General features: G+C 69.2%; 18 protein-coding genes. 4 read left to right on the top strand and 14 right to left on the bottom strand.

Annotated features, from left to right (window positions below; genetic code table 11):
- Positions 1-25: 25 nt before the first annotated feature.
- The 5 genes from MKP05_RS10265 to MKP05_RS10245 form a co-directional block, all read right to left on the bottom strand.
- Entirely contained in the window at positions 26-499 is a 474-nt protein-coding gene (locus MKP05_RS10265; RefSeq protein WP_439108978.1) for a septal ring lytic transglycosylase RlpA family protein, read from the bottom strand.
- A gap of 60 nt (positions 500-559) precedes the next feature.
- Positions 560-1390: a uroporphyrinogen-III C-methyltransferase gene (gene cobA, locus MKP05_RS10260; RefSeq protein WP_240568196.1), complete on the bottom strand. Its 831-nt coding sequence runs from the start codon at positions 1388-1390 to the stop codon at positions 560-562.
- Positions 1391-1521: 131 nt separating this feature from the next.
- On the bottom strand, positions 1522-2982 hold the full coding sequence (locus MKP05_RS10255) for a sodium-dependent transporter (RefSeq protein ID WP_240568195.1): 1461 nt from the start codon (positions 2980-2982) through the stop codon (positions 1522-1524).
- A gap of 175 nt (positions 2983-3157) precedes the next feature.
- A complete protein-coding gene (gene hppD / locus MKP05_RS10250) occupies positions 3158-4258 on the bottom strand; it encodes a 4-hydroxyphenylpyruvate dioxygenase (RefSeq protein WP_110283882.1) in 1101 nt (366 codons plus the stop codon).
- A gap of 243 nt (positions 4259-4501) precedes the next feature.
- Positions 4502-5110, bottom strand: coding sequence for a LysE family transporter (locus MKP05_RS10245; protein WP_181422054.1), 609 nt, complete (start codon positions 5108-5110; stop codon positions 4502-4504).
- A gap of 94 nt (positions 5111-5204) precedes the next feature.
- On the opposite strand from MKP05_RS10245, the gene MKP05_RS10240 reads away from it, so the two are divergent.
- On the top strand, positions 5205-6098 hold the full coding sequence (locus MKP05_RS10240; RefSeq protein ID WP_240568194.1) for a LysR family transcriptional regulator ArgP: 894 nt from the start codon (positions 5205-5207) through the stop codon (positions 6096-6098).
- Between the two features lie 117 nt (positions 6099-6215).
- On the opposite strand, the gene MKP05_RS10235 is transcribed toward MKP05_RS10240, so the two are convergent.
- Positions 6216-6536: an MTH1187 family thiamine-binding protein gene (locus MKP05_RS10235; RefSeq protein ID WP_240568193.1), complete on the bottom strand. Its 321-nt coding sequence runs from the start codon at positions 6534-6536 to the stop codon at positions 6216-6218.
- 173 nt (positions 6537-6709) lie between these two features.
- On the opposite strand from MKP05_RS10235, the gene cfa reads away from it, so the two are divergent.
- Positions 6710-7864, top strand: coding sequence for a cyclopropane fatty acyl phospholipid synthase (gene cfa / locus MKP05_RS10230; protein WP_240568192.1), 1155 nt, complete (start codon positions 6710-6712; stop codon positions 7862-7864).
- A gap of 433 nt (positions 7865-8297) precedes the next feature.
- Complete coding sequence (locus MKP05_RS10225; protein ID WP_240568191.1) at positions 8298-9161, top strand: GGDEF domain-containing protein; 864 nt, start codon at positions 8298-8300, stop codon at positions 9159-9161.
- A 7-nt stretch (positions 9162-9168) separates the two neighbouring features.
- On the opposite strand, the gene MKP05_RS10220 is transcribed toward MKP05_RS10225, so the two are convergent.
- The 6 genes from MKP05_RS10220 to MKP05_RS10195 all read right to left on the bottom strand — a co-directional run bounded on the left by MKP05_RS10220 (position 9169) and on the right by MKP05_RS10195 (position 17506).
- The gene (locus tag MKP05_RS10220; RefSeq protein ID WP_110283876.1) at positions 9169-9834 is read right to left on the bottom strand and encodes a dienelactone hydrolase family protein; all 666 of its coding nucleotides are present in this window, start codon (positions 9832-9834) and stop codon (positions 9169-9171) included.
- A 71-nt stretch (positions 9835-9905) separates the two neighbouring features.
- Entirely contained in the window at positions 9906-14807 is a 4902-nt protein-coding gene (locus tag MKP05_RS10215; protein WP_240568190.1) for a hypothetical protein, read from the bottom strand.
- Positions 14804-14995: a hypothetical protein gene (locus MKP05_RS10210; RefSeq protein WP_240568189.1), complete on the bottom strand. Its 192-nt coding sequence runs from the start codon at positions 14993-14995 to the stop codon at positions 14804-14806. The genes MKP05_RS10215 and MKP05_RS10210 overlap by 4 nt, the downstream gene beginning before the upstream one ends.
- Positions 14992-15183 (bottom strand): hypothetical protein, encoded by a 192-nt coding sequence (locus MKP05_RS10205; RefSeq protein ID WP_240568188.1) that lies wholly within the window; start codon positions 15181-15183, stop codon positions 14992-14994. The genes MKP05_RS10210 and MKP05_RS10205 overlap by 4 nt, the downstream gene beginning before the upstream one ends.
- Entirely contained in the window at positions 15180-15977 is a 798-nt protein-coding gene (locus MKP05_RS10200; RefSeq protein WP_240568187.1) for a hypothetical protein, read from the bottom strand. Before MKP05_RS10200 ends, MKP05_RS10205 begins: the two co-directional genes overlap by 4 nt.
- Positions 15974-17506 carry a hypothetical protein gene (locus MKP05_RS10195; RefSeq protein ID WP_240568186.1) on the bottom strand — a complete coding sequence of 511 codons (1533 nt, stop codon included), beginning with the start codon at positions 17504-17506 and terminating at the stop codon, positions 15974-15976. The genes MKP05_RS10200 and MKP05_RS10195 overlap by 4 nt, the downstream gene beginning before the upstream one ends.
- Before the next feature lie 112 nt (positions 17507-17618).
- Here MKP05_RS10195 and MKP05_RS10190 point away from each other — a divergent pair, with 112 nt between their 5' ends.
- Complete coding sequence (locus MKP05_RS10190; protein WP_240568185.1) at positions 17619-19601, top strand: RecQ family ATP-dependent DNA helicase; 1983 nt, start codon at positions 17619-17621, stop codon at positions 19599-19601.
- Here the strand turns inward: MKP05_RS10190 and MKP05_RS10185 are convergent.
- Positions 19571-21046 carry a glutamate synthase subunit beta gene (locus MKP05_RS10185; RefSeq protein WP_240568184.1) on the bottom strand — a complete coding sequence of 492 codons (1476 nt, stop codon included), beginning with the start codon at positions 21044-21046 and terminating at the stop codon, positions 19571-19573. The genes MKP05_RS10190 and MKP05_RS10185 overlap by 31 nt on opposite strands.
- The gene (gltB, locus tag MKP05_RS10180; protein ID WP_240568183.1) at positions 21046-25581 is read right to left on the bottom strand and encodes a glutamate synthase large subunit; all 4536 of its coding nucleotides are present in this window, start codon (positions 25579-25581) and stop codon (positions 21046-21048) included. Before gltB ends, MKP05_RS10185 begins: the two co-directional genes overlap by 1 nt.
- Between the last annotated feature and the right edge of the window lie 54 nt (positions 25582-25635).

The raw sequence follows: 25635 nt of genomic DNA, 5'->3' as shown, positions 1-25635 counted from the left end.
GCGCGGGTGGACAGCGTCGGTGGCGTCACCGTGCCGGGCTGAGCCGTACCGCTGCCGTGCCGCTACGCACCATGCCGAGTTCCTCGGCGGCACGGCGCGACAGATCGATGACCCGCCCCCCGACGAAGGGACCGCGGTCGTTGATGCGCACCACGGTCTCGCGACCATTGCCCAGGTGGGTCACCCGCACCCGGGTGCCGAACGGCAGGGTGCGGTGCGCGGCGGTCAACGCCTCCCGGTCGTAGTGCTCGCCGCTGGCGGTGCGCCGGCCATGGTAGCGGTCGGCGTAGTAGGAGGCCTGCCCCTGCTCGCCGGTCCAGCCGGCCGGCGCCTCGACGCCGGCCTGGTGGCCACCGCGACCGGCACAGCCGACCAACAGCACGACCGCCAGCAGCAGCATCGTCAGGCGGAAGGCGGGGGGCGGTCGGCGTGCGCTCCCGGGATCACGGGCCTCGGCGGTGACGATATCGGCAATGACGATGCGGTGACGGGATGACATGGCGAAGGCTCGGCAAATCGGGCGGATATTGTCGCATGCCCGGCCCGTCATGCAAGGCGGTTACCGTTTGCCGGTATCCCAGCCGCGGCTCTCTGCCAGCTGGCCATCGAACCAGGCCAGGCGGTCGTGGAGCGCCACCACGCCGCCGACGATGATCAGCGTCGGCGGTCGCAGGATGTCGCCCAGGGAGTCCGGCATCCACCCCAGGGTGCCGCGATGCACTCGCTGGCGAGCCGTGGTGCCCTGCTCGATCAGCGCCAGGGGGGTCTCGGGCGACAGGCCATGGGCGACCAGCTGGCGACGGATCTCCGCCAGGCCGTGCAGCCCCATGTAGAAGACCAGGGTCTGGCCGGGGCTGGCCAGGGCCGGCCAATCCAGGTTCGTGCTGCCGTTCTTGAGATGGCCGGTAACGAAGCGCACCGACTGGGCATGGTCGCGGTGGGTCAGCGGGATGCCGGCATAGGCGGCACAGCCCGAGGCCGCGGTAATGCCGGGCACCACCTCCACCTCGACGCCCTCGGCCACCAGGGCCTCGAGTTCCTCGCCGCCTCGCCCGAAGATGAAGGGATCGCCGCCCTTCAGGCGCACCACCCGCTTGCCCGAGCGCGCCCAGTCGAGGAGCGCCTGGTTGATCCCCTCCTGGGGCAAGCTGTGGTCCGAGCGCGCCTTGCCGACATAGAGACGCCGCGCGGCGGGGTTGGCCAGGGCCAGGACCTCCTCGCTGACCAGCCGGTCGTGGAGGATCACCTCGGCCGCCTGCAGCCGCTTGAGCGCCTTGAGGGTCAGCAGCTCCGGGTCACCGGGGCCCGCCCCCACCAGGCTGACCCGGCCCCGGGAGGGAGACCCGGCGGGATCGTGCTGGTCGTCTCGCGGATCATGATCGACGCTCATATACCCTTCACTCCTGATTCAATCGGCCACATATGCCATAAAGTAATGAATTGGGGGCCACGGTGCCACCCGCAAACGTCTCGCCCCCGCACGGGCGGGGGCGAGACGGGAGCATCATGGCGCGCGGGAGATCAGCCGCCCAGGGCCCGACGCAGGCGGGGGCTCGTCAGCTCGCCGACCAGGGTCACCGCCACCAGCACGGCCAGCAGCCAGGGCCAGTGGGCGCCGAACTCGATGCGGGCGATGCCCAGCGCGTCGACGAAGATCACCAGGATGCCCAGCGGGCTGACGTAGCGCACCATGAACAACCAGAGGGCATGCCAGCGCGGCGACAGCCCCAGCTCGTCGCGGAAGGCCTCGCTCTTCAGCACGAAGCCGGCGAGCAGCACCATGCCCAGGCCGCCGAGCGGCATCATCCAGCGCGAGGTGAGGTAGTCCAGCCAGCCGAAGAAGTGCTTGCCGGCCAGGGTCCAGTCGGCCCCCAGGTTGAACGACAGCATCGCCAGGGTGCTCACCAGCCACAGCACGATACCGGTGCCCCAGGCCGCCGCACGGCGCGAGACGCCCTTGTTGTCGCACAGCCAGGAGACGGTGGCCTCGACCATGGAAATCGACGAGGTCAGTGCGGCCATGGAGAGCATCACGAAGAACAGGATGCCGAACAGGGTACCCAGCGGCATGGCCTGGAAGGCCAGCGGCAGGCTCATGAAGATCAGCCCCGGTCCGCTGCCCGGGCTCATGCCGTTGGCGAAGATCACCGGGAAGATCGCCAGGCCCGCCATCAGCGCCACCAGGGTGTCGGCCACGGCCACGCTCAGGGTGGTACGGGCGATGGAGGCACGCCCCGGCAGGTAGCTGCCATAGGTGAGGATGGCCCCGGAGGCCAGCGACAGGGTGAAGAAGGCATGGCCCAGGGCGGCCAGCATGCCTTCGCTGGAGAGGCTGCCGGCGTCGAAGGAGAACAGGAAGCGCACCGCCTCACCGAAGCCACCGGAGAAGACCCCATAGCCGATCAGCACGGCCAGCATGACCACCATGCCGGGCATCATCCAGCTGACACTCTTCTCGATGCCGGCCTGGACGCCCTTGCCGACGATGGCCATGGTGGCCACGGTGACCAGGGTGCTCCAGAAGCCCAGATTGAGGGGGCTCTCGTTGTTGGCGCCGAAGAGCGCCGCCATCTCGTCGACGCTGGAACCGGCGAGGCCGCCGCCGAGCATCTTCCACAGGTAGGCGAAGGACCAGCCGGCCACCACCACGTAGAAGGAGAGGATCATGAAGCCGCAGAGCATGGCCATCCAGCCCAGCAGCGACCAGGCGGAGGCTCCGCCGGAGTCGGCGGCCACGCGGCGTATGGCGTCGATGGGGCTGCCGCGGCCGCGCCGCCCGAAGGCGATCTCGGTCATCATCACCGGTACCCCGACCGCCAGGATACAGCCCAGGTAGACCAGCACGAAGGCACCACCGCCGAACTCGCCGGTGATGTAGGGAAACTTCCAGATGTTGCCCAAGCCGACGGCGGAGCCGGTAGCCGCCAGCATGAAGCCCCAGCGGCCGAGCCACTGGGCACGAGGTTGTTGGGATCTTGTCATGTCTCACCAGGGGAAGCAGAGGGTATTGTTGTCACCCGACTCGATGAATGATCGGCATGGACCACTCATTGTGACGGATTTTATTGTGAGATGGCAGATGAACAGGGGTTGATCCTGCTCATGAGCCCAAGCCGCAAGCCCCGCCCGGAAGGGGCGCAGGGGCGGGGCCACGGGATCAATCGTCCTTGAGCACGCCGCGTCGAATCTGGTCCTCCTCGATGGATTCGAACAGCGCCTTGAAGTTGCCCTCGCCGAAGCCGTCGTTGCCCTTGCGCTGGATGATCTCGAAGAAGATCGGGCCGATCACCGTCTCGGTGAAGATCTGCAGCAGCACCCCCTGGTCGGGGCCGCCATCGATCAGCAGGCTCAGCTCGCGCAGCTCCTCGACGTTCTCCTCGTGGTTCGGCACTCGCTGGTCGACCTTCTCGTAGTAGGTGTCCGGGGTGGTCAGGAAGGTGACGCCATTGGCCCGAAGCGCCCGCACGGTGGCGTAGATGTCGTCGGTGGCCATGGCCAGGTGCTGGATCCCCTCGCCGTTGTACTGGCGCAGGAATTCGGCGATCTGGGAGTTGTCGTCGGCGGACTCGTTGATCGGGATGTGCATCTTGCCGCAGGGCGCGGTCATGGCCCGGGAGTGCAGCCCGGTCTTCTTGCCCTTGATGTCGAAGTAGCGAATCTCGCGGAAGTTGGCGATCCGGGTGTAGAAGTCGGCCCAGGCGTCCATCTGGCCACGGTCGACGTTGTGGGTCAGGTGATCGAGCACCTTGAGGCCCACGCTGTGGTCGTTGGCACCGCGGCCGGGAATCGGCTCGAAGTCGATGTCGTAGATGGTGCGCCCCTCGTCGTCGACCTTGGGATCGACGAAGTAGAGCAGCGAGCCGCCGATACCCTTCACGGCGGGGATGCCCACCTCGCCGGGGCCCACCGGGTTCTCCACCGGCTCGGCGCCGTGTGCCACGGCGTAGTCGAAGGCCTGACGGGCATCGGCCACCTTCCAGGCCATGGCACAGGCACTCGGACCGTGCACGCGACCGAACTCGGCGGCGTGGCTGCCCGGCTCGGCGTTGAGCACGAAGTTGACGCCTTCCTGCTGGAATAGCGTGACCTGCTTGGAACGATGCTTGCGAGTCTCGGTGAAGCCCATCCGAGTGAACAGCGCGCGCAGCGCCTCGATGCCCTCGGCGGTCGGCGCGGTGTACTCGACGAACTCGAAGCCGTTGGTGCCGATGGGGTTCGTCTTGCTGATGGTGCTCCGGGTCTGGGCGGGTGCGTTCATGATCTCCTCCGGGAATGTTGTATTGCAGGGCCTGTCGCCTCGATGTGCCCCCAGCCTAGTGCCCTCCTCCCCGGCCCGGAACGCTCCATGGCCCGCTTCCTGCCCCCGTTTCAGCCTCTCGCCGGGGTGCGACCGTCAAATTTTCGTTACATGTCGCTCGCCCCGGCTGTTCCCGCCCGACGGGTGGCGAGAATCCCTGACACGGCGTAACGAAAGATTTACAGCCGTTGTACTCCCGTGCCCTCAGCCGATCATGCCCCCACTGGCCAGCCGCCCGGCGACCCCGGCCATGACCAGCGCGGTCACGCCATCGACGACCTGCCAGGCCCGCCGGCTTACCAGGCGGGGCGCCAGCCAGCCGGCGGCCGCCACCAGACCGAAGAACCAGCCCAGCGAAGCCAGGCTCGCGCCGAACAGGAAGCCTCCCGGGCTCGGCTGCATGGCCCCGAGGGAGCCCAGCACGACGAGGGTCTCGAGATAGACCTGGGGATTGAGAAGGGTCACCGCCAGGGTCGCCAGCAGCGCCCGCCCGGGCGACCCCGGCGCACCTCCATCGGCGACCAGGCCCCTTGGGCGACGAACCCGGCACAGTGCCAGCCAGGCCTGCCAGGCCAGGAACAGGGCGCCACCCCAGCGGGCCAGCAGCATCAGCCCCGCCTGTTCGGCCAGCAGCGCCCCCGCCCCGAGGATCCCCAGGGCGATCAGCAGGCCATCGCAGCCGGCGCACACCCCGGCCACCAGCCAGCCGTGTTCCCGGCGCAACCCCTGCCCCAGGACGAAGGCATTCTGGGCCCCGATGGCGATGATCAGGCCACCACTCACCAACCAGCCGTAGACGATGGACGTCAGCACTCTCCCTCTCCCTCCGCTTGTCATGGAGGGCCATTCTGGGCTTGACTCTTTTATCAGGGAAATTAATTCAATGACTATGGGATAAACATTATCGATGCTCGACTACAAGCTGCTCGCCGCCCTGGCCGCCGTGGTGGACCAGCAGGGGTTCGAACGCGGCGCCCGGCACCTGGGCCTGACGCAGTCCGCCGTGTCACAACGCATCAAGCTGCTGGAGGCACGGCTGGGCCAACCGGTGCTGGTGCGTGCGCCCCGCCTGGCCCCCACCGCGCTCGGGCGGCGCCTGCTCGAGCATGCCCGACAGGTCCAGTGGCTCGAGCACGACCTGCTCGAACAGGTCCCGGCCCTGGGCGAGAGCAAGCAGCGGCTGCGCCTCGCCATCAACGCCGACAGCCTGGCCACCTGGTGGGCGCCGGCCGTCAGTGAGTTCTGCGCCAGGCCGCCCATACTGATGGAATTGCTGGTGGAGGATCAGGACGTGGCCCTGAAACGGATGCGTGATGGCGAGGTGGCCGGCTGTATCTGCGCCACGCCCCAGCCAGTGCAGGGGGCCCGCGTGCATCCGCTGGGCAGCATGCGCTACCGGGCCCTGGCGAGCCCCGCCTACCTGGCCCGCCACTTCCCCCGTGGGCCGAGCCCCGAGGCGTTCAGGACCGCCCCCGTCATCGTCTATGGTCCCGACGACCGCCTGCAGCACCGCTACCTGGCCCTGCACGGCTTCCGGGAGGCCTTCCCCCACCACCTCTGCCCCTCTTCCGAAGGCTTCGTACGCTTGGCCCTGGCGGGCATGGGCTACGGACTGATTCCCGAACAGCAGGTCACCCGGGAGCTGGAGGAGGGACGACTCGTCGACCTGGATCCCGGCCGCCACGTCGAGGTTCCCCTCTACTGGCACCACTGGCGCCACGGCGGCCGGACCCTGGACGCCCTGACCTCTCACCTGCTGGCCACGGCCCGCCAGTGGCTGGCTCCCCTCGACGACGGATGACCGCGACTATCGCGACGATGGCAGCACGTTCGGAGAAAAAGGCGCCGAGACCGCCCCTATGGGGTAGCCCCCGCAGGCTCCGCCAACGTCGGCGACCAACTCCCGACCGCCTGGGCGTCAGGAATCGTTCGCCGGGTCATCGCGCAGCAGGGTCTCCACGCTCTCGACCTTGTCGTCCATGTGCTGCTCGCGATCGATGCGGGTGCCGAGCTTGAGGGTGGTGGTGATGCGCGGCGCGCCCATCTCGTGCACCACCTCGTGACAGCGCTTGACCACCGCCATGACCTCGTCCCAGGGCCCCTCGATGTTGGTGCCATAGGCATGCATGCGGTGCTCGAGGCCCGAGGCCTGGATCACCCGCTGGCAGGCGGCGATCTGTGGTGACACCGAAACACCCACCCCCAGTGGCACCACGCAGAGATCGATGATGACATGCATCCTGGCGATTCCTCCTCGTCACGGAAACGATCCAGCGTTGGATCGTACGGATTTCCCGGCATTTTCAGGCTGGTCTATGCTCAAGGCTAATCGGACAGACCCGATGATGCACGACACGAGCATTGCCGCCAGCCCTGCGATGACCCTCGATCCTGCTGGACCAGGAGGACTCCATGACCAGTGATCCCCGCATCGGCCCCCTAGCCCTGCCCGACACCCGTGCCCGGCATGTCGTCGAGAAATTGCTCGACGGCTCCGGCGTGACCCTCAACGGCGAGGCACCCCACGACATCCGCATCTTCCATCCCGACTTCTTTTCCCGCGTGCTGCACCAGGGCACGCTGGGCCTGGGAGAGGCGTACATGGACGGCTGGTGGGAGTGCGACAGGATCGACGAGATGGTCTGCCGGCTGCTGCGCCACGGGCTCGGCGGACACGCTCGCACGCCTTCCGAGCGGCTGATGTACCGCCTGCAGTCGGGTTTCTTCAACCTGCAGAGCAAGGCCCGCGCCTATATCGTCGCCGAGGCCCACTACGACATGGGCAACGACCTGTTCGAGCGCATGCTGGACCCCACCATGTGCTACTCCTGCGGCTACTGGAAGGACGCGGCCAACCTGCACCAGGCGCAACTCGCCAAGCTGGAACTGGCCTGCCGCAAGCTCGAACTCGCCCCGGGCATGCGGGTGCTCGACATCGGCTGCGGCTGGGGCAGCTTCGCCGAGCACGCCGCACGCCACCACGGGGTCGAGGTCACCGGCATCACCATCTCCCGGGAGCAGGCGCAACTGGCACGCCAGCGCTGCGCCGGGCTGCCGGTGGAGATCCGGCTCCAGGACTACCGCGAGTTGGAGGGCCACTACGACCGCATCGTCTCCATCGGCATGTTCGAGCACGTCGGCCACCGCAACTACGCCACCTACTTCCGCACCGTGGCACGGCTGCTGGCCGAGGACGGCCTCTTCCTGCTCCACACCATCGGCTCCAACCGCTCCAAGGTGAGCGCCGATCCCTGGTTCAACAAGTACATCTTCCCCAACGGGGTGCTCCCCTCGGCCATGCATATCGCCAAGGCCAGTGAACCGGTGCACCTGATGATGGAGGACTGGCAGAACTTCGGCCCCGACTACGATCACACCCTGATGGCGTGGCTGGCGAATTTCGACACCCACTGGCACGAGATCGCCCAGCACTACAACGAGCGCACCCGGCGCATGTTCCGCTACTACCTCTCGGTGTGCGCCGGCGCCTTTCGGGCGCGCCATATGCAGCTCTGGCAAGTGGTCTACTCCCGGGGGCGTCCCGGGCGCTACGACGCGCCGCGCTGAGTCCGGGGAACATGCGCCATCGGCGCATGTTCCGGCTTACCCTATGGCCTCTCGGTCTGCGCCGGCGCCTTCCGCTCGCGCGACCTGCAGCTGTGGCAGGTGGTCTTCTCCCGCGGGCGTCCCGGGCGGTACGACGCGCCGCGCTAGCGACCCGCAGCCGTGCCCCCTGGCCTACTGCCGAAGCCGCCCGAGGGGTATGATGCCCAGCGGTGAGAGACATCGATCCCGGGCATGCCCCTCCCAGCTTGTAGGCGATCTCCTACAACCGAGGCAGGATGCGACGCTCCGGCGACTCGGCGTATCATAGAACGCTTGATTAGAGGCGCTCAGCGCCCGCGAGAAGAACACCACCTGTACGCAGCAGGAACACAAGGACACCCGCATGCCCTTCGAAGACGTCATGCCGGGTGGGGGAAAGAGGCACAGTGGAGCCATGGCCGAGCTGACCGAGCAGTTGCCCGGGGTCATCTTCCAGTTACAGCGTGCGCCGGACGGCAGCATGCACTTCCCCTACCTGGCCGGCAGCGGTACCCGCCTGACCGGCATCGACCGTCGGCTGCTGGCCGAGGACGCCAGGCCGGCGCTGGCACGACTCGACGATGCCGACTATCCGAGGCTGATGGCCGCCATCGAGCGCTCGGCACGCTGGATGACCCCCATCACCACCAAGTTCCGCCTGCGGCTGATGGGTGGCCGGCACAGCTGGATCGCCGTGCGGGCCCAGCCACGACGGGTCGACGATGACGTGCTCTGGCACGGCATGATGCTCGACATCTCCGAGCAGGTCGCCGAGGAGGCGCGCCTGCGCCGCCTCTCCGACACCGACGACCTTACCGGACTGGCCAACCGCCGCAAGCTGATCGATCGGCTCGACGAGGAGATCTCCCTGAGCAACCGTCACGCCACGCCCCTGTCGCTGATGATGCTCGACCTGGATCACTTCAAGTCGATCAACGACACCTGGGGCCACCTCCAGGGCGATCAGGTACTGCGCGACCTGGCCGGGCTGTGTCGCAGGTCGCTGCGCGAGGAGGACCTGGTGGCCCGCCTGGGCGGCGAGGAGTTCGCCCTGCTGCTGCCGCTGACCCCCATCGGCCCCTGCCAGACCCTGGCCCGGCGTCTCTGCGAGCGCATCGCGGCGCACGACTTCGGCCCCGGCCCGGGGCGCGTCACCGTCAGCATCGGGCTTGCCGAGCACCGCATCGGCGAGGCGCGCGACACCCTGATCGCCCGCGCCGACCAGGGCCTCTATGCCGCCAAGCACGGGGGCAGGAACCGGGTCATGACCAGCGACTGAAGCGCCGTCATCCCGGTCGGCCCGCCCCGAGATGATCCAGGAACCAGCGGGCGGCCCGCGCCTCGACCATCTCCAGGGTTCCGGGCTCCTCGAAGAGGTGGGTGGCCCCGGGCACGATCAGCAACTCGCAGGGCGCCGTCATGCGCGCCATGGCGGCTTCGTTCAGCGCGATCACCTGGGTGTCTCGCCCGCCGACCAGCAGCAGGGTCGGTGCCCGTACCCGCGGCAGGTGGTCGCCGGCGAGGTCGGGACGCCCTCCGCGGGAGACCACCGCGCTCACCCGCGCGGGCCGCTCGGCGGCGGCGATCAGCGCCGCGGCGGCCCCGGTACTGGCACCGAAGAGGCCGATCGCCAGCCCCCGGGCCTGTGACGCCTCGGCCACCCAGTCCACCGCCCCGCTCATGCGGGAGCCGATCAGCTCGATATCGAAGCGCAAGGCGCGGGTGCGCTCGTCGATCAGGCTCTCTTCCGGCGTCAGCAGGTCGAACAGCAGGGTGGCGAGCCCCTGCTCGGCCAGGTGACGCGCCACCTGGCGATTGCGCACGCTGAAGCGGCTGCTGCCGCTGCCGTGGGCGAAGACCACGATGCCCGCCGGGGCCTCGGGAAGCAGGAGATCCCCTTCCAGCGATACTCCCGCCGTCTCGATCTCCAGTGGCTGCTGGGAATACGACATGACCGGCCCTCCCGGGATACCGCCGGAACAGGTGGCGGTACTACCTGAAGTGTAGCGGCCGTCCCCCGTTCCTACGTCACCGGCTCGGTGATATGGATGCCGAACAGGCTCGCTTCGCCGCTGCTGCGCCCCAGCGCCTCGGGGGCGGTGGCTCGCCCGTCACGCACCATGACGTGGCCGCCCTGTCCCTGCGCCCCGCCGATGACGCTGCCCACCAGGTAGGTGGGGAAGATCTCGGGGTCGTTCTCGTAGTTGGGGTTGTGGATCAGGCCGATCATCTGGAAACGGCCGCGGGTGTTGCGCAGCGACTCCAGCGAGTCCTGGATCAGCCGCCGGTGGGAGAGCTTGGAGAACAGGCCGTCGAGCAGGATCACGCTCTCGCGGCTGGCCCGGGCGCGGCGCTTGTGGTGGCCCGGCAGTTCGCGCAGCTCGCGCTCGATGGCGAACTCCGAGAGCTTGACCAGCCACATCAGCGATACCGCCTCGCGCTGCCCTTCCGACATCTCCTCGTTGAGCGAGAAGAGCCGGCCGTGGGGGCGGATGGCATCGTGCTTCAGGCGGATCGCGACCTCGTGGAAGAGCCCGCGGTAGATGCGCCGGCGAATCTGGCGCAGCAGGTCGTCGTCGCGACGCCGCCGCTCGGCGTCGGCCACCCCGCCGTCGCGCTCGGCGTGCCGGCGCATGGCGGCCTGGTGCTCGTCGATATCGGCCAGCAGGGTGACGATGAGCTCGCGCAACTGGTCGGGGCCGATCAGGGCCGCCTTGACCTCGAAGAAGGCACCGCCCGTGCCGCTGCTGCGGGCCACCCGCCTGAGGATGTCCAGGTTGCCCGCGGCATCGCTGATGATCGAGCCGAGTCGCTCCACCAGGGTACCCTCGATCTGCTCGCGGGTGGCATGCAGCCGGCCGACCCGCTGACGATGCTCGTCGAGCTGGCGGGAAAGCTGGCCGTGCAGGGCGGCGAGATCGGCCAGTGCCGTTTCGCTGGCCCCCTTGAGCACGGCGAGCCTGGCGCGCTCGGTGTCGCTGAACAGGCGGCTGTGAGCGGCCTCGTCCAGGGACTCCGCCAGGCGCCGCTCGGTGGCCTCGACCCGCTTCGCCTGCCGCTCCCGGTTGCGCGCCTGCTCGCCCAGGTTCAGCCCATCCAGGGCATCGAGCAGGACCTGCTGGCAGGCCTCCAGGGCGTCGAGGTCGATCTCGCCCGGCTCGCCGGCGAGCGCGCGCCAGCGTGTCAGGGCCGCCTGGCGCGCCTCGTGCTCGGCATCGTCCCGGGGCCAACGGCCGGTGCCCGCCAGATCCTCCCGGACCGCCAGCCGCCGGGACCAGCCCGCCGGCAGCTCGCGCAGCACGCCGAGCCAGGCCACGCCGAGCTGGTCCACCCACTCCAGGGCACGGCGCTGCTCGGCCAGGCGTGCCGAGAGCGCCTCGCGCTCGGCGGCCTTCGCCTTGCGCAGCTCCCGGGCCTCGTTGAGCTCGCGCCTGACCCGGGCGATCTCGCGTTCGAGCTTCTGGCTGCCGCCGCCGGCGTCGCGCACCTCGAGATAGGCGCGAATGCGGATGAAGTCGAAATCGGCGCGCCGGTTGGCGCGGGCCAGCGTCGTCTCGAGCTCCGTCTGGACCGCCTCGGCGGTTTCCATGAAGCCGATGCCGCCCTCCTCCTCGAAGGTCGCCAGGGCACGCAGCCGGTCGCGTTCACCATCGGCGAACAGGGCACGCCGCCGGGCCTCGATATCGCCGTGGCGGCGCGACAGCGCCTCGCGCTGCTGCTCGGCGACCGCCAGCCGCTCGCCGGCCTCGGCCAGCCAGCCCTCGAGCTCGGCCAGTCGCGCATCGAGGGTCTCGAGCCGCTCGATGCCGCCGGCATCGCTGAACTGCTCGGCGGCCAGCCAGGTGTTGCCGTGGGCCTCGAGCTCGCGTCCCGCCCGCTCCCGTTCGGGAGTCAGCACCTCCAGCTCGGTCTCGGCGGCGAGCCGGGCCTCGGCGGCCTGTTCCAGGGCGAGATCACCCCCTTCCTGCAGGTAGCGCTGGAAGTCGTCGATGCAGGCCAGCGCCGCCTCGGTCAGCCGCGGGGCCAGCCCGGCCCGGCGCTCGCCCAGGGCGGCACGTGCCTCGTCCACGGCCTCCAGCGCGGCCTCGACACCCTCCTCGTCGGCGGCCCGGGCCTGGACCGCCAGGGCAAAGGTCTCGCCATGGGGGTCGAGTCGTGCACACTCCGCCGCCAGCGCCTTGCGTCGCTCGAGGTCGGCGGACAGCCGCCGCTCGGTGGTCTCGCGCAGCGCCTCCAGGTAGCTCGGATCCAGCGCGGCCTTCACCGCCAGGGTCTCGACGCCCTGGACGGCGCCCAGCGGCGGCTCGTCCCGGGCCAGCAGCGACGCCAGCCGCCCGGCTTCGAACACCGGCAGCGCCAGGCCCGCCTCGATCAGCATGGCGGCAACGGTTTCCGCCGCCTCGGCGCCGGCCACCACCGGGGCGAACAGCAAGCCGGCGGCCTGGGCGAGCCACTGGCGACGATTCTCCAGCGAGGCAGAGGCGTCGTTGAGCACCTCGTGCAGCGGCTGCCAGTCGATCTCGGCCTCGACCAGGCGGCGATGCGCCTCGGCCTCGACGGCACGCCGCTCGAGGGGATCACCGGCCAAGCTCTGCAGGTAGCGCTCACGGGCGACGATGTCTGCCTCCACTGCCTCGGCCTCGCGCAGCAGTCGCGGATAGCGCAGCCTGGCATCGCGCAACCAGGCCTCCGGGGTGAGCTCGCTATGGTCGGCGAAGTCGAGGCGCGCCTGGTGCAACCGGCGCAGCCTCACCTCCTCGCTCTCCAGGCGGTGCTGCTTGTCGGCCAGTTCATGCTCGCGCTCGCGCAACCGCTGGCGCAGGTGCACCGGGTCGTCGTCGCCGTGCAGCTCGGCGTAGCGGCGGGCGGCCTCGGCCAGCGGCATCAGCCTCGAGTGCAGCCGTTCGGCATCCTGCCGGCGCCGTTCGGCGTCGCGGCAGCGGCCCTCGAGTTCCGCCAGGGCGGTCTTGCGGCGCGTCCAGAAGCCACTCACCTCCTCCCCGGGCCAGCCCTCGACGAAGGCCCGCCAGGGAGCCTGGCCGCGGGCCAGTGGCCCCCGCTCGCCAGCCAGCCGTTCGCGCTCACCGCCGAGCCGCTCGCGTTCCGCCCGCGCCTGCTCGAGCGCCCTGGCGCTGTCGTCCCGCTCTCGCGCCAGGGTGTCGAGGGTCTCGGCGAGTTCGGCCTCGTGTTCGCGCTTCTCCGCCAGCCGCTCGGCCGGGGTCTCGTCGGGGTGCTCGCGACGGAAGGCGGCGTGCCAGCCGGCCACCTGCCGGAGCTCGCCGACACGCCCCAGGTGGGCGTTCAGGGCCTGCCGGGTCGATGTCGCCTCGGCTCGCGCCACCTCGGCCGTCGCTTCGGGGCTCTCCAGTTCGGCCTCGCCGAACAGGCCCTCGCCGAGGGCCTGGGTGTAGAAGCTCTGGTTGTCGACGAAGTCGCGCTGCTGGGACTCGAGGCGCTCACGCTCCTGCTCCAGCGACTCGCGCCGGGCGTCGAGTGCCTCCAGCTCGCGCCCCAGCTCCTCGAGGTAGACGCCATCGCCGATCACCTCCTCGCGGAAGCGGTTGCCGTCCAGCGCCTCGAAGGCCTCGGCGCCCTCGTCCAGCGCCGCCAGGGCACGATAGCGGGCGGTGTCGTCGCCGAAGGCCAGGCTCTCGGCCAGCCACTCCCGGGCCGCCTCGAAGCCGACATGGCCCACCTCGCGCCCCGCCGGCCACTCGGCCTCGGGCAGGTGCAGCAGCCGGCGGTGGGCGTCGAGTCGCGCCCCGCGCTCGGAGAGCGCCTGGCGCACGGCCCGCTCGGCGAGCCCCGAGAGCCGGGCCAGCAGCCAGGTCGAGACCCGCGGCCGCCCGGTATCCCCCACGGCCCAGGCGAAACCGGAAAGGGTTGCCGACGACGCGCCCGCGGACGACGGTGCCTCGGCACCTTCGGCCGGGCACCGCGGCAGCCCCGGCAGGCCGGTCAATGCCTGGCCCCCCAGCAGGGCCTCGCTGGCGGCGAGTCCCCGGTCGAGCCCGGCCAGCCACTCGCGGGCCTCGCGCAGCGTCTCGCCATCCTCCCTGAGCGCCGCCAACCGCTGGACCTTCTCGCCGGCGCGAAGCTGGTCGCTCTCCGCCTCCTCCAGGCGGTGGCGCAGTTCGGTGATGTTGGTGCCGGAGTTGAGGATCACCTCCTCGATCAGCTCCTCGCCCTCGTCGGTCTCGCCGCGGGTCGCCCCGGAGAGGATCTCCGGCGCCAGCACCTCGAAGAAGAACGCCTGGTCGGCCTTCTCGCCGGGGCGCGGCTTGATGGCGTTGAAGATCTGGCTCTTGTCGGCCCCGCCCTCCTTCTGGAAGGCGGCGAGCTGGGCGAGCTCGCGGCGCGAGACATGGGCGCCCACCGCCTCGAGCCACTCGTCGCGGTTGTGGGTCAGGCGCACGCCGCGGCTCGCCATGGCGGTCTTGACGTCGCGGTTGGCGTGGAGCGCCAGCTTGCCGTCCCGGGTGAGATGGTGCACCGGGATCTCCTCGAGTCGCCCGGCATAATGGTAGAAGGAGAGCCCGCTGCCGTCGCTGTAGCCGTAGAAGCCGAACACGAAGGTCTCGCCGGCCACCTCCTCGCCGGCCACGGCCAGCATGTCGTCCTGGCCGGCCGCACCACTGCGCGAGCGGAACTCCACCCGCAGGTGGCTCCAGCTACGCCCCTCGCCCGCCACCGCGGAGGGCGAGCACTTGCGGCGGGTACGCGCCAGCAGGGTACGGTCCCGAGAGAGCAGGCCGATCAACGCCTCGGCCAGGGTGGTCTTGCCGAAACCGTTCTCCATGCTGATGGCGCTGGACTGGCCGCGCAGGTCGAGCAGCAGGTGGCGCATCTTGGCGTCCCAGGGGGAGGCGACGTCGCCGTGCTTGTTGAGCAGGTTGGCGATCTCGATACGGTGGATCACGCTCATGCCATCGTCTCCTCGGCGTACGCCTCGGCCAGGGTGCTGAGTCGGCCGAAACCGTTCTCCATGCTGATGGCGCTGGACTGGCCGCGCAGGTCGAGCAGTAGGTGGCACATCTTGGCGTCCCAGGGGGAGGCGACGTCGCCGTGCTTGTTGAGCAGGTTGGCGATCTCGATACGGTGGATCACGCTCATGCCATCGTCTCCTCGGCGTACGCCTCGGCCAGGGTGCTGATTCGGCCGAAACCGTTCTCCATGCTGATGGCGCTGGACTGGCCGCGCAGGTCGAGCAGCAGGTGGCGCATCTTGGCGTCCCAGGGGGAGGCGACGTCGCCGTGCTTGTTGAGCAGGTTGGCGATCTCGATACGGTGGATCACGCTCATGCCGGCTCCTCCGCGATCCGTCCCTCGGCCAGGGCCTGCAGATGGGCCAGCTGGTGCAGGCCGGTCTGTTCGCTCTCGAGCGCGCCGAGCAGGGTCTGCTGCCAGACCTCGCCACCGCTGTCGCCGCCGGCATCGCCGGTACCCGGTTCGCCCAGGTCGCGCAGCGCCTCGAGCAACCCGGCCCGGGCCTGCAGCTCGACGAAGGCACGCACCCGGCGACTGATGTCCTCACCGCGCTCCTCGAGCAGGCCGCGGCTCGCCTCCGGCGCCGCCTCGCCCAGGCCGCGCAGGGTCTCGAGCTGCTCGCGCATCAGCTCGGCCAGCTCCACCCCGCTGAAGGTCGCCTCCTGGTAGCGGCTGACGTCGGACAGCGCCCGGTTGTAGCGGGTGTAGAGCAGGGTGTGCATCAGCAGCCACAGCTGCAGGTACCACTGGGCCAGCTCGGCGCGGCTCTCCTGGCGCAGCTTGAGCGCCTCGAACACCGGCTCGCGGGTGTAGAGCGGCGGCTGCTCCAGCTCCGGGTCCGGCAGCAGGGCGTAGTAGCGCGACCCCGGGGCGATACCGGGATAGTCGCCGGACTCGAAGGCCTTGAGCCGCAGCCCCTGGCCGGCGAGGAAGTCACGCAGCGCCTCGCGCTCGAGGTCGCTGGCATCGTCGATCAGCGCGCAGACGTCGCGCTCGGAGAGCTGCCCCTCACGGGCGGCGCGGCGCTTGCGACCGCCGCCGGGGGCACGTTCAGCGCTGCGGTAGCGCAGCAGGTAGGCGACGACTTCGCCCATTTCGGTCATGTTCATCGGTGATCATCCTGATCGGTCGTCATCGACATCGCGTGCGGTTCGACGTGCGGGTGTTCCACGCTATCGAGTGGCGCGCCAGGCGCGGCTTCGGGCGCCTTGGAGAGCGGCGCCTTGGAGAGCGGCGCCTTGGAGACCGGCGCCCGGAAATAGCCCAGCGAGGGCGTGACCGGCCCCTCGAGGCGTCGCCCGTCGGCCAGGGTCAGCGCGAAGGGAGACGTCTCGATCCCTACCGAGAGACGCGGGTCGAGCAGCTCGGTGTCGACGAAGGTGTTGAGCAGCTGGGCCAGGCAGTCGCCCTCCTCGAAGCGGTGCCAGCCCTCCTCCAGGGCCTCGGGCAGCGACAGCGGCGCCTCGCCGATGCGCGTGCGCAGTGCCGGGCCGCGAGCGTCGAGGAAGCGGGCCAGCAGCGGGTCTTCCGGGGCGGCATCGTGCTGCTCGTCGAACACCAGGGCGGCGTGGCTGGTCTCGGCGCGGCGACTCTCCAGCAGCGGGACCAGCGGGGCAAGACGCGGGAAGCAGGCCTGGGCGTGCAGCGGCATCATCCGGGCCACCAGCGCCCCCTGCAAGCGTGGCGCCGGGGGCACACAGAGCAGTCGCCTCGCCAGGTCCTGGAAGTCGACCACGCCCATGGACTGGATGCGCCCCTCGGCGATGTCGGCGAGCAGTTCCGACAGCCGCCGCGAGAGGTTCTCGATGGCGGTGAGCACCCGGCCGATGGCACCGGAGAGCACGCGCAGCTCCCAGTCGTCCGGCTGCGCCTCGCGCCAGGCGTCGAAGCGCTCCATCAGCCGCGGGGTCGCCAGCTGGGCCCGGGCGTCGAGCAGGGTCTGCTGGATGTTGGAGAGGGCGTTGTGGTAGTGGCGCTCGTTGTCGAGCAGCGCGCTGAGCTTGCCCTCGCGGGTGGGGTTCTCGCGTACCCGGCGCAGTTCCTGGGTCAGGGCGCGGATCGCCAGCAGGATCTGGTTGGTGATATCGGGAATCCGCGCGAAGTCGCCGCGGGCCAGGGCCGCCAGCACCTTGGCGGCATCGTATTCGGAGTAGAGCAGGTCCTCGACCTGGCTGGCCAGCGTCACCGCCTGGCGCCCGCTCGGTGTCAGGCGCACCTGGCCGGTCTGGCCCTGCTTCTCGATCAGGGCGGTGCGCTTGGTGCTGTGCCGGGCCCTGGCCGCCGACTCGTCGGCATCCTCCGCCTCGTCCGGCAGCGGGGAAGGCTGACGAAAGTGAAGCTCGCTGGGTGTGGAGAGCAGATTGATGACGAAGACGAGGTCGTCATGGGGCAGCTCGGGATAGGTCTCGCGCAGATGGTTCAGGCAGCGCGCCTGGGAGACGAAGGCGCTGTTGGTGGCGAAGTCCAGGTCGAGCAGGTAGTCGAGCAGCAGGCAGCCGAGGTCGAGCCAGTAGCCGTCGCGCAGGCCGCGGCGCTGCTCCTGGTTGACCTGCACGAAGGGCGAGCCCGGCTCGTGGCCGCTATCGTGCAGGTCGATCAGCCGCGTGGTGGCGACGAGTAACTTGCTCCAGGCGGTCATGGGTCTTCCCTGAGGACAAAAGGGGCATTATGCCAAGGCTGGCGCATCGGGTCATGGGGCCCGCGAGGGTGTACCCTGTGACGGACGGGACGACACGACAGGGAGCGTCAGCATGAACGGGATCGACCGGACATTACAGCAGGTCTTCGGCTACGACGATTTTCGCGCCGGCCAGCGGCCGGTGATCGAGGCGGTGGTGGCCGGACGCTCGGCGGCGGCGATCTTCCCCACCGGCTCCGGCAAGTCGCTGTGCTACCAGCTTCCGGCGCTGCACCTGCCTCACCTGACGCTGGTGATCTCGCCGCTGCTGGCGCTGATGCAGGACCAGCTCGCCTTCCTCGAGCGCCACGGCATCCGGGCCGCAAGCATCGACTCCGGCCAGAGCCGCGAGGAAGCGACGGCAGTGATGGAGGGCGTCGCCCGTGGCGATATCCGCATCCTGATGATCTCGGTGGAGCGGCTCAAGAACGAGCGCTTCCGCGCCTTCATCCGCCGGGTACCGATTTCGCTGATGGTGGTCGACGAGGCGCACTGCATCTCCGAGTGGGGCCACAACTTCCGCCCCGACTACCTGAAGCTTCCCGACCACCAGCGCGAGTTCGGCATTCCCCAGGCACTGCTGCTCACCGCCACGGCCACCCCGCGGGTGATCGACGACATGCGCGAGCGCTTCGACATCACCGAGAGCGACGTGACCGCCACCGGCTTCTACCGCGCGAACCTCGACCTGACGGTGGCCCCGGTAACGGCCGACGCCCGCCCGCGCGCCATGGTCGATTGGCTACGCCCCCGGCTGCAGGCCGGCCTGCCCGCCCCCACCATCGTCTATGTCACCCTGCAGCAGACCGCCGAGCGCCTGGCCGCCTACCTGAACAAGGCGGGCATCGCCGCCACCGCTTACCACGCCGGCCTCGACGGCGAACGCCGCGAGGGCATCCAGCAGGCCTTCATGGCCGGCCAGGTGAACTGCATCGTTGCCACCATCGCCTTCGGCATGGGCATCGACAAGGCGGACATCCGCCACGTGGTGCACTTCGACCTGCCCAAGTCAATCGAGAACTACAGTCAGGAGATCGGCCGCGCCGGGCGCGACGGCCGGCCCTCGGAGTGCCTGATGCTGGCCGGCCGCGACACCCTGGGAGTGCTGGAGACCTTCGTCTACGGCGATACCCCCGAGTCCCACGGCATTCGGCGGGTGATCGACGAGCTCCAGGCCGCCGGGCCGCGCTGGGAACTGCTGCTCAACGGCCTCTCGCAGCATGCCAACATCCGGCCGCTGCCGCTCAAGACGCTGCTGGTGCAACTCGAGTTGCGCGGCATCATCCAGCCACGCCACGCCTACTTCGCCGACTACCGCTTCAAGCTGCTGTGTGAGCCCGAGGCGCTGGTCGAGCGCTTCCAGGGCGAGCGGCGCGCCTTCGTGCAGGCGATCCTGGATGCCTCGAGGCGCGCCCGTACCTGGCACGAGCTCGACTTCGCGACGCTGGAGGCGCTCGGCCGGGAGCGCGACCTGGATACCGGGAGGGCCCGCGTGATCACCGCCCTGGACTACTTCGTCGACAAGGGCTGGCTCGAGCTGCAGAGCCGCCAGCTCACCGAGGTCTACGAGGTGCTGCGCCCCGACCTCGACCCGGCGGCGCTCAGCGACGAGCTGCACCGCTACTTCCGCGAGAAGGAGCAGGCCGAGATCGCCCGGCTGCATGCCATGCTGGCGCTGTTCGAGACCGACCGCTGCCTGAGCCGACGGCTCGCCGAGTGGTTCGGCGACGACCGCGCCCCCGAGCGTTGCGGCCACTGCTCGGCCTGCCGCGGGCACCCCGCCCGGCTGCCCGCCGCCGCCCCGCGGCCGCCGCTGGAGGACCAGGACATGAAAACCCTCCTGGGTGGGTTACTCGAACGCCTCGAGATGGCAGGCGATGGCCACCCCGCCACCCCCGACCTGCTGGCGCGCTTCCTCTGCGGCATCACCACGCCGCTGTTCACCCGCCTCAAGGCACGGCAGTTGCCCGGCTTCGCCGCCCTGGAGGGTTACCCCTACGCCGAGGTGCAGGGTTGGCTGGCAGGTCAGTCGTCGGTCGGCGGAGTCAGGGTCTGAAGGCTCGGCGGCAGCCGCGATCCCCCCATCAGGTAGGTGTCGATATGGCGTGCCGCGTCGCGCCCCTCGCCGATCGCCCACACCACCAACGACGCCCCTCGGCGGGCATCGCCGCTGGCAAAGACACCATCGAGCGACGTCATCATGGCATCGTCGGTTGCCAATGCGCCGCTGTCGGCAAGCGTCAGCCCCTGGTCGACGAACGCCTGGGCCTGGGCACCCTGGAAGCCGATGGCGATCAGCACCAGGTCGGCGGCAATGCGGATATTCTCCTCGAGCACCGTCTTGTCCACGCGCCGTCCCTGGCTATCGAGGGTCCATTTGACGCGCTCGGTGACCAGGGCATCCACGGCACCGTCCTCGTCGTCATCGACGAACGCAGTGACATTGAGCGCGAACAGCGCCCGGCCGCCCTCCTCCAATGCATAGGTCTGTTCATAGGTGCGCGGCTGCCACGGCCAGGGGTTGTCGGCGGGGCGCGTCATTGGCGGCTGCTCGCGCACACTGATCTGCGCCACCTCCGCGGCGCCCTGGCGATGGGCGGTGGCCACGCAGTCGGCGCCGGTGTCGCCCCCGCCCAGCACTACCACTCGCTTGTCCCGGGCATCGATCGCCAGGCTGTCGCGGCCCGCCTGGCGGCGATTCTCGGCGGTCAGGTAGGGCATGCCGAAATGGATTCCCCTCAGCTCGCGTCCCGGTACCGTCACCTCGCGATGCTGCTGGGCACCGATCGCCAGACACACCGCATCGAAGCGCTCGCGCAACTGGGCCAAAGACATGACAGGGCCGATTTCGACTCCTGTGCGGAACTCGATACCCTCCTCGCGCAGCTGGTCGAGGCGCCGCTCGACCTGGTGCTTGGCGAACTTGAAGTCGGGGATGCCCAGGGCCATCAACCCGCCGAGCGCCTCATCGCGTTCGAACACCGTGACCGCATGCCCGGCACGGTTGAGCTGCTGGGCACACGCCAGCCCCGCCGGGCCGCTGCCGACCACCGCTACCCGCTTGCCGGTTCGCCGCGCCGGCGGCTCGGGACGGATCCAGCCCCTTTCCCAGCCCTTGTCGACGATTGCCCGCTCGAGGCTCTTGATGGCCACGGCATCGGCGTTGTAGGCCAGCGTGCAGGCCGGCTCGCAGGGTGCCGGGCAGGTATAACCGGTGAACTCGGGGAAATTGTTGGTGGCATGCAACCGCGCCAGGGCCTCGCGCCAGCGGCCACGCACCACCAGGTCGTTCCACTCGGGGATCAGGTTGCCGATCGGGCAGCCGCCCATGCAGGTCGGCACACCGCAATCCATGCAACGCTCGCCCTGCTGGCGCAGGTGATCCTCCCGCCAGCTCGGCGCATAGATCTCGCGATAGTCGCCGATGCGCTCGCGCGGGTCGCGCTTGCCGATCGGCTCGCGTGGGTGTCTGAGAAAGCCCTCGGGATGGTTCTCGTCCATCAGGCCACCTCCCGGGCCGCGGTCGGCGGTGCGACGCGAATATCCCGCCCCTCGGCCAGCTCGCGGCTTACTACCTCGGCATAGGCCTCGGGCACGACCTTGACCAGCCGCGCCAGGGTAGCGGGCCAATCATCGAGCAGTGTCCGGGCGCGATGGCTGCCGGTGTAGGCATGGTGATTTTCCAGCAGGCGTTGCACCAGGGCAATGTCACGCGCGTCTTCCACGGTTTCCAGCCCCACCCGCTCGGCATTGACCCGCTCGGCCAGGTCGCCCTGCTCGTCGAGCAGATAGGCCTCGCCACCACTCATGCCGGCGGCGAAGTTCTTGCCGCACGGGCCGAGAATCAGTGCCACGCCGCCGGTCATGTACTCGCAGCCGTGATCGCCGACGCCCTCGACCACGGCCAGTGCCCCCGAATTGCGTACGCAGAAGCGCTCACCGGCCAGACCGTTGATGTAGGCCTCGCCGCTGGTGGCACCGAACAGCGCGACATTGCCGATGAGGACATTATCGGTCGCGGCATAACCGGCCTCCGGCGGGGTGCGCACGCTGATTCGGCCGCCCGACAGGCCCTTGCCGAGATAGTCGTTGGCGTCGCCGGTCAGGTGCAGGCTGATGCCCCGGGCGACGAAGGCACCGAAGCTCTGGCCGGCCGTTCCTTGCAGGTAGAGGCGCAGGGTATCGTCGGCCGGCATGGTCGGCGCATGGCGCTTGACCAGTGTCGACGACAGCAAGGTGCCGACGCTGCGATCGCGATTGCATACCCGGGTATCGATGCGCACCGGCTCGCCATGCTCGAGCGCCGGCCGGGCCTGGGCGATCAGGCGTTGATCGAGCTTGTCGTCGAGCTCGTGGTTCTGCTCGCGTGTCTTGTAGGGGGTGTCGGTCGATTCCACTCGGGCCAGCAACTCGCCGGGGTCCAGCGTGATGCCCCGGGGGTGCGCCACCTCCCGCGGGCGAAGCCGGTCGACGCGCCCCACCATCTCGCGGACCGAGGCGAAGCCCAGTGTGGCCATGATCTCGCGCAGCTCCTCGGCGACGAAGCGCAGATAGTTGATGATGTGCTCGGCCTCGCCATCGAAGCGCTCGCGCAGTCGTGGATCCTGGGTCGCCACGCCGACCGAACAGGTATTGCAGTGGCATTTGCGCAGCAGCAGGCAACCGACCACGACCATCGGCGCGGTACCGAAGCCGAACTCCTCGGCCCCCAGCAGCGCGGCCATCGCCACATCGCGCCCGGTCTTCATGCCACCGTCGGTACGCACGGTGATGCGCGAGCGCAGGTTGTTGGCCATCAGTACCCGATGGGTCTCGGCCAGCCCCAATTCCCACGGTGTCCCGGTATGCTTGATCGAGGTCTTCTTGGCCGCCCCGGTGCCGCCGGCGTCGCCGGAGATCAGCACCGCATCGGCCCGCGCCTTGGCGACGCCGGCGGCGATGGTGCCGACATTGGCCTTGGAGACCAGCTTGACGTGGATCTCGGCCTCGGGATTGGCGCACTTGAGGTCATGGATCAACTGGGCCAGGTCCTCGATCGAGTAGATGTCGTGATGTGGTGGCGGCGAGATCAGCCCGACCCCGGGCACTGTGAAGCGCACCTCGGCGATCGCCGCATCGACCTTGCCGCCGGGCAACTCACCGCCCTCGCCCGGCTTGGCGCCCTGGGCCATCTTGATCTCGATCTGGCGGGCACTCGCCAGGTAGTGCGCGGTGACCCCGAAGCGCCCCGAGGCACACTGCTTCATCGAGTTCTCGGCCTCGGTACCGAAGCGCTCGACCTGCTCTCCGCCTTCGCCGCTGCCGGCCTTGCCGCCGATGCGATTCATGGCGATCGCCATGACTTCGTGGGCCTCGCGCGACAGGGCGCCGAACGACATCGAGCCGGTACCGAAGCGCTTGAGAACCGCCTCTACCGGTTCGACCCGTTCGAGCGGAATCGAGCGTCGCGGATCGCTATCGAAGTCGAGCAGGCCCCGCAACGTCTGCAGACGCCGGCTCTGCTCATTGATGAGTTCGACGAAACGCCGATAACTCTCGGCATCATTGTGCCGTGCCGCCTGTTGCAGATGCCCGATGGTCTGCGGATTCCACTGATGCCATTCGCCGTCGCGCCGCCAGTAGAAGTCGCCTCCCTGCAACAGTTGCAGGTTGCCGGCGATACGGTCGCTGTAGGCAACGGCATGGGCCTGCTCGGTCTCGTCCTCGATGGTGTCCAGCCCGACGCCCGGGATGTGCGCCGGGGTGCCGGCAAAACACTCATCGACCAGCGCCTGATCCAGGCCGATACACTCGAAGATCTGCGCGCCCTTGTAGCTCTCCAGGATGGAAATGCCCATCTTGGCCATGACCTTGAGCAGGCCGTCCTCGATGGCGAGACGATAGGCATGGCGCGCCGCGGCTCGGCTTCCGACGTCGGTGAGTGCGCCCTCGGCGTGCAGATGCTCGAGGCTGCGGTAGGCCAGCCAAGGATAGATGGCATCGGCGCCATAACTCACCAGAGTGCAGTAGTGGTGCACCGCATAGGGCTCGCCACTGCGCAACACCAACGACACTCGGCTGCGTTTGCCGGCCCGGATCAGGCCATGGTGGACGGCACCGACTACCAACAACGCGGGCACGGCCACTCGCTGCGGCCCCACCCGATGGTCATCGAGGACCAAGAGGGTGGCACCGGCATCGACGGCGGCTTCGGCGTCGCGACGGAGGCGTTCGATGACCGAGGCCATCCCCCGGCCCGGGGGATAGGTGGTATCGATCGTCCGTGCGCGCAGCCCGTCGCCATCAAGCCCGGCCACGGTCGCGAATTCCCGGTCATCGAGGATCGGACTCTCGATCAGCAATTGGCGACAGTGCTCGGGTGTCTCGCCCAACAGATTGCGCTGATAGCCGAGGTAGCCGCTCAGCGAGGTGACCAGCGCCTCGCGCAGGTAGTCCAGCGGCGGGTTGGTGACCTGAGCGAAGAGCTGATGGAAATAGGCGAACAGCGGCTTGCGCTGCGCCGACAGGGCCGCGAGCGGGGTGTCGTTGCCCATTGCCCCCAGCGGGTCCTTGCCGGACTCGGCCATCGGCACCAGCAGCACGCGCAGGCCCTCGAGCGTGTAGCCGAAGGCGCATTGATGGGCGGCGAGTGTGGCCGGATCGAATGCATCGATGGCAGGCTCGGCAGTTTCATCGACCAGATCGGCTAGCTTGACCCGGTGCTGGGCGAGCCAGTCGGCATAGGGAGCGGCGCCGGTCAGGCGCTGGAAGACCTCCGCCTCGGGCACGATGCGCCCCTCGCGGGTATCGGCGAAAAAGAGCTGGCCCGGGCGCAGCCGTCCCTGCATCACGATCTCGCCGAAGTCGGTGTCCAGGGTGCCGCTCTCGCTGGACATGATCAGCTTGTCGTCGCGGGTCAGGCAGTACCGACAGGGACGCAGGCCGTTACGATCGATGACCGCCCCGACCGCGTCGCCGTCCGTGGCCACGACCAGCGCGGGCCCATCCCACGGCTCCATGAGGGAAGCATGGTAGTCATAGAAGGCGCGGCGCTCCGGCGCCATCGCCGTGTCCTTTTCCCAGGCCTCGGGAATCAGCATGCGCAACGCATGGGGCAGCGAGCGGCCACCGACCAGCAGCAGTTCCAGGACGTGGTCGAAGTCGGCAGAATCGCTCTGGCCCTCTTCGGCCAGGACCGGACGGATCCGCTCGATATCGGTACCGAAACGCTCGCTTGCCAGCAGGGGTTCCCGGGCCCGCATCCAATTGACGTTGCCGAGTAGCGTATTGAACTCGCCATTGTGGATCAGGGAGCGATAGGGATGCGCCAACTCCCAGGCGCCCAGGGTGTTGGTAGAGAAACGCGAATGCACCAGCACCAGCGCACTCTCCACCCGTGAATCGCTCAGGTCCGGGTAGTAGCTGGCCAGTTGAGCGCAGGTCAGCAGGCCCTTGTAGACGAGGCGCCGTCGATCCAGGCTACAGATGTAGAACAGGTTGGCTCCTTCGCCGCCCAGTTCCTGCTCGCGCACTCGATTCTGGATTTCGCAGCGCAGCACGTAGAGGCCGACATCGAAGGCCTCGGGCGACATGGCCTGCCTGGGGACCACGAAGCACTGTTCGACCACGGGTTCGGAATCCAGCGCGGTTCGCCCCAGGCCGCGGTTATCGGTGGGCACGCGACGCCAGGCGAGCAGCCGATAGCCCAGCGTATCGATGACCGACGTCATCAGCCGCTTGATGGCGGAGCGTTGCGCCTTGTCCCGGGGCAGGAAGAGCTGGCCGACGCCATAGCAGCCGGCACTGGGTAGGCTGGGGATGGCGGCAGCGTAAAAGCGGTGCGGCACCTGCAACAGCATGCCGGCACCGTCACCGGTGTTTTCCTCGGCGCCACGCGCCCCGCGATGATCGAGGTTGCGCAGCATGCGCAGGCCGTCCTCGATCAGGCCATGTGTCGCCTCGCCATGCACGTTGACCACCGCGCCAACGCCGCAGCTGGCGTAGCCGGCATGAGGGTCAAGGCGTGCCTTGCTGGATTTGCCTGCCGGGTATCGCATGGATGTCGTTACCCTTGCCTGGTGGCACTCTCGCTCATACTAGGCCATGTGGGG

It is taken from the genome of Halomonas flagellata (genome assembly GCF_022487945.1).
In the GTDB taxonomy this organism is placed as follows: Bacteria; Pseudomonadota; Gammaproteobacteria; order Pseudomonadales; family Halomonadaceae; genus Halomonas; species Halomonas flagellata.
Note: the sequence above shows the minus strand (reverse complement) of the source record. Positions and strands in the feature narration are given on the sequence as shown.